This window comes from Streptomyces sp. UNOC14_S4 (assembly GCF_020740835.1).
In the GTDB taxonomy this organism is placed as follows: Bacteria; Actinomycetota; Actinomycetes; order Streptomycetales; family Streptomycetaceae; genus Streptomyces.
On the sequence record NZ_JAINFC010000614.1, the window covers coordinates 1 to 3,964 of the forward strand.

A 3,964-nucleotide genomic window follows, 5' to 3' on the forward strand; every position below is an offset into this window, starting at 1 on the left:
GGCCAGGAGGGCCGAGGGGGCTGTCGCACGGCCGGGGCGGGGATGTTGCAAGACCGCCACAAAAGCCCGCCCGGGTGCGGGCGCCCCTTCCGGCGCTGCTTAGGGTCGTCGTGGGGCCGTGCGGACGCGCGGTCACGGGGAAGCACGTACGAGTCGTACGAGCTGTTTGAGTTTTTCGAGTTGTTCGAGAAGGGACTGCGCGTGACAGTCAATTTGTCCAAGGGACAGGGCATCAGCCTGCAGAAGGCCGACGGGGGCACCCTGACCGCGGTGCGGATGGGGCTCGGCTGGCAGGCCGCTCCCCGCCGCGGACTGTTCGGGTCGCGCACCAAGGAGATCGACCTCGACGCCTCGGCGGTGCTGTTCGCCGGTGGCCAGCCGGTGGACGTCGTCTTCTTCCGTCACCTGGTGAGTGACGACGGCTCGGTCCGGCACACCGGTGACAACCTGGTGGGCGGCGCGGGCACGGGCGGCGACGACGAGGCGATCCTCGTCGACCTCCAGCGCGTGCCCGTGCACGTCGACACCATCGTGTTCACGGTGAACTCCTTCACCGGCCAGACGTTCGCCGAGGTGAAGAACGCGTTCTGCCGCCTGGTCGACGAGACCACCGGTCAGGAGCTCGCGCGCTACACCCTCGACGGCGGTGGCGCGTACACCGCGCAGATCATGGCCAAGGTGCACCGCGCGGGCGCGGGCTGGCAGATGACCGCGATCGGTACTCCGTCCAACGGCCGGACGTTCCAGGACCTCATGCCGGCGATCCTGCCGAGCCTCTGAGGCCCGGCGGGTACGACGGCGGCACGACGGCGGCAAGGCAGAACAACCGAGGGGAGCGCGGGCATGACCGCGGAGCTGGTGCGGGGGCAGAACCACCCGCTGTCGGAGACCCGGCTGGAGATCCGTGTCTCGGCGGGCGCCGCGGTCATGGCGGGCGCCACGCTCGGTGACGCCGACGGCAGGGTGACCGGGGCCGGGAGCGTCGTCCACCCGGCGGCGCACCGGCTGCCCGGGCTGGAGGTGCCCCGGCAGGCCGCCGCCGACACACGGATCTCCGTCGACCTGGCGGCGCTCCCGGAGGCCGTCCACCGGGTCAGTGTGCTGCTCGCCCTCCCGGAGGGTCCGGGCGGCCCGGCCCGCTTCGGCGCGACGGCCGCGCCGTCCGTGGTGGTCACCGGGCCCGGCGGGACCGCGGCCGTCGGCTACACCATCACCGGCCTCGACGCGGAGTCGGCCGTCGTCGCGCTGGAGCTGTACCGGAGACAGGGCGCCTGGAAGGTGCGCGCCGTCGGCCAGGGCTACGCGGGCGGCCTCGCCGAGCTGCTGCGCGACCAGGGTCTGGAAGAGGCCGCCGCGATGGCGGCCGAGATCCATGCGGCGGTGGCCGCGCCCGCCGCCTCTGCCGTCTCTTCCGTCTCTCCCATGGCGGCACCGGCCGCGCGTCCGTCGTCGCCTGCGGCTTCGAGCAGCCCCATCAGCTACCGGCATCCTGGCCGCACCCCGGCTCCGGGGCCCGCCCCGGAGGCGATCTCGGGGGCCGCCCCGGCGGATGCGTCAGGTGCATCTGGTGTATCTGGTGCGTCCGATGCGTCCGATGCGTCCGATGCGTCTGGTGCGTCCGCCGTGTCGTCGGCGGAGCCGGACGGGTCCGTACCGCCGCCCGTCGCCGGTGATGCCACGGGCTGGACGCTGGACGAGCGGCTCTACAACCAGGTCTGGGGCATGTTCGAGGACCTGGCACGGTCCGTCGCCGCCTACCGGAGCGCGGCCGACTTCGCCGAGTCGCGCCTGGAGCGGGAGCTGGACGAGGCGCTCTCCGATCCGCTGACCCGAGTCGGTCCGGCCTCGGACGCCGCGCGCGACGCGGCGCGGGCCCGGCACGCGGAGCTCGTGGAGCGGGCCCGCGCCGCCCTTGACCGGGACCTCGGTCAGCTCGCGGCCGAGTCCGAGGTCGTCGAGCACGCCCTGCCGCCCGCCTTCGCCCGCTGGGACAGCCCGGCGTGGCATGGCTACCAGATCCCGCTGGAGCGCCCCTTCGCGCTGCGCCTGGGGGATCTGCACCTGCCCGAGCGGACGGACCTGCGGATACCCCTGCTCGTGCGGCTGCCACTGGAGCGCGGCCTGTGGATCGACAGCGGCCGGCCGCACGGCCGCGGCGCGGAGCCGGTGGACTCCGGGGAGCTGCGCAGACGGGCGGTGGAGACCGCGGTGCTGCATGCCGCGCGGCTGCTGGCCGCGCACCCGGTCGGTGAGTTCACGGTGCGGATCGTCGATCCCGCGGGCGCGGCGGGGGACGCGCTCGCGCCGCTGCTCGACTCCGGGGCGCTGCGGGAGCCGCCCGCGGCGGGCGCGAGGGGCGTCTCCGAGGTCCTGGAGCGGCTCACGCGCCGTGTCGACCTGGTGCAGATGGCCGTCCGCAACGACGCCCTGGACTCCCTCCCGCCCGATGTGGACACCGCGCAGCAGCTGCTGGTCGTCAACGACTTCCCGCACGGTTTCGACGACCGGGCCGTGACCCAGCTGCGCTACCTCGCGGACGAGGGGCCCGCGGTCGGGGTGCACCTGTTGATGGTCGCCGACCGCGCCGATGCCCGGGCGTACGGGCCCGTGCTCGATCCGCTGTGGAAGGCCCTGCTGAGGATCACGCCGGTCGCCGACGACCACCTCGCCGACCCCTGGGTCGGGCACGCCTGGACGTACGAGCCCGCGCGGGTGCCGCCGGGCAGTGACGTGCTGCGCGAGGTGCTCGGGCGGGTGGGGCAGGCGCGGCGTGCCTATGGCATTTAGGCGGGCGCCTGACAGCTCGGTTCATCGTGCAGTACGGCGACCGCGGGTCGTGTGTGGCTGGTCGCGCAGTTCCCCGCGCCCCTTGCGGGGCCGGGGCGCGGGAGAGCCGCTCGCCTGCCTCCACCTGCGTCTTTGGTAATCCCTTTACCTTTTCTTGGGTCTTCCTGTACTCTTCTTGGCAGTTGTCGTCATGACGTACGTGCCGGAGGGCCAGTGGACGTTTCCTTGACCCTGTGGGCGCTGACCATCCTCGGTCTGTGCGCCCTCGTCGCCGCCGATTTCTTCATCGGCGGCCGTAAGCCTCATGAGGTCTCGCTCAAGGAAGCGGGCATCTGGACCGCGGTCTGGGTGGTGCTGGCCGGGCTCTTCGGGCTGGGGCTGCTGGTCTTCGGCGGCGGGCAGCCCGCGGGAGAGTTCTTCGCGGGCTTCATCACCGAGAAGTCGCTGAGCGTCGACAACCTCTTCGTCTTCGTCCTGATCATGGCGAAGTTCGCGGTGCCGTCGATCTACCAGCAGCGCGTGCTCATGGTCGGTGTGCTCATAGCCCTCGTCCTGCGCGCGGTCTTCATCGGCGCGGGCGCGGCGATCATCGCCAACTTCTCGTGGATCTTCTACCTCTTCGGCGCCTTCCTCATCTGGACCGCCTGGAAGCTCATCCAGGAGGCCCGGGCCGACGAGGAGGACGAGGAGTTCGAGGAGAACCGCTTCCTGAAGATGGTGGAGCGCCGCTTCCCCTCGACGGACCGCTACCACGGCACCAAGCTCTTCGTCGTCGAGAACGGCAAGCGCCTGATGACGCCGATGCTGATCGTCATGCTGGCGATCGGCACCACCGACGTGCTCTTCGCGCTGGACTCCATACCGGCGATCTTCGGCCTCACCCAGGACCCGTACATCGTCTTCACGGCCAACGCCTTCGCCCTCATGGGCCTGCGGCAGCTGTACTTCCTGATCGGCGGTCTGCTGAAGAAGCTGGTCCACCTTTCGTACGGCCTGTCGGTCATCCTCGGCTTCATCGGCGTCAAGCTCGTCCTGCACGCCTTGCACGAGGGCGGCGTCGGGGTGCCCGAGATCAGCATCCCGGTCTCGCTCGGCGTCATCTGCGCCGTGCTCGCGGTCACCACCGTCACGAGCCTGATGGCCTCGAAGAAGCAGGCGGCCGCCGACGGGGCCGACG

General features: G+C 71.6%; 3 protein-coding genes. All 3 read left to right on the forward strand.

The features are described from left to right. Nucleotides 1-201: 201 nt before the first annotated feature. Nucleotides 202-780 (forward strand): TerD family protein, encoded by a 579-nt coding sequence (locus K6I34_RS33065; protein WP_121797722.1) that lies wholly within the window; start codon nucleotides 202-204, stop codon nucleotides 778-780. A 63-nt stretch (nucleotides 781-843) separates the two neighbouring features. Then, nucleotides 844-2,787, forward strand: coding sequence for a TerD family protein (locus tag K6I34_RS33070; protein ID WP_229331732.1), 1,944 nt, complete (start codon nucleotides 844-846; stop codon nucleotides 2,785-2,787). Nucleotides 2,788-3,000: 213 nt separating this feature from the next. Next, a partial coding sequence (locus K6I34_RS33075; RefSeq protein WP_229331733.1) for a TerC family protein occupies nucleotides 3,001-3,964 on the forward strand: 964 nt, incomplete at its 3' end.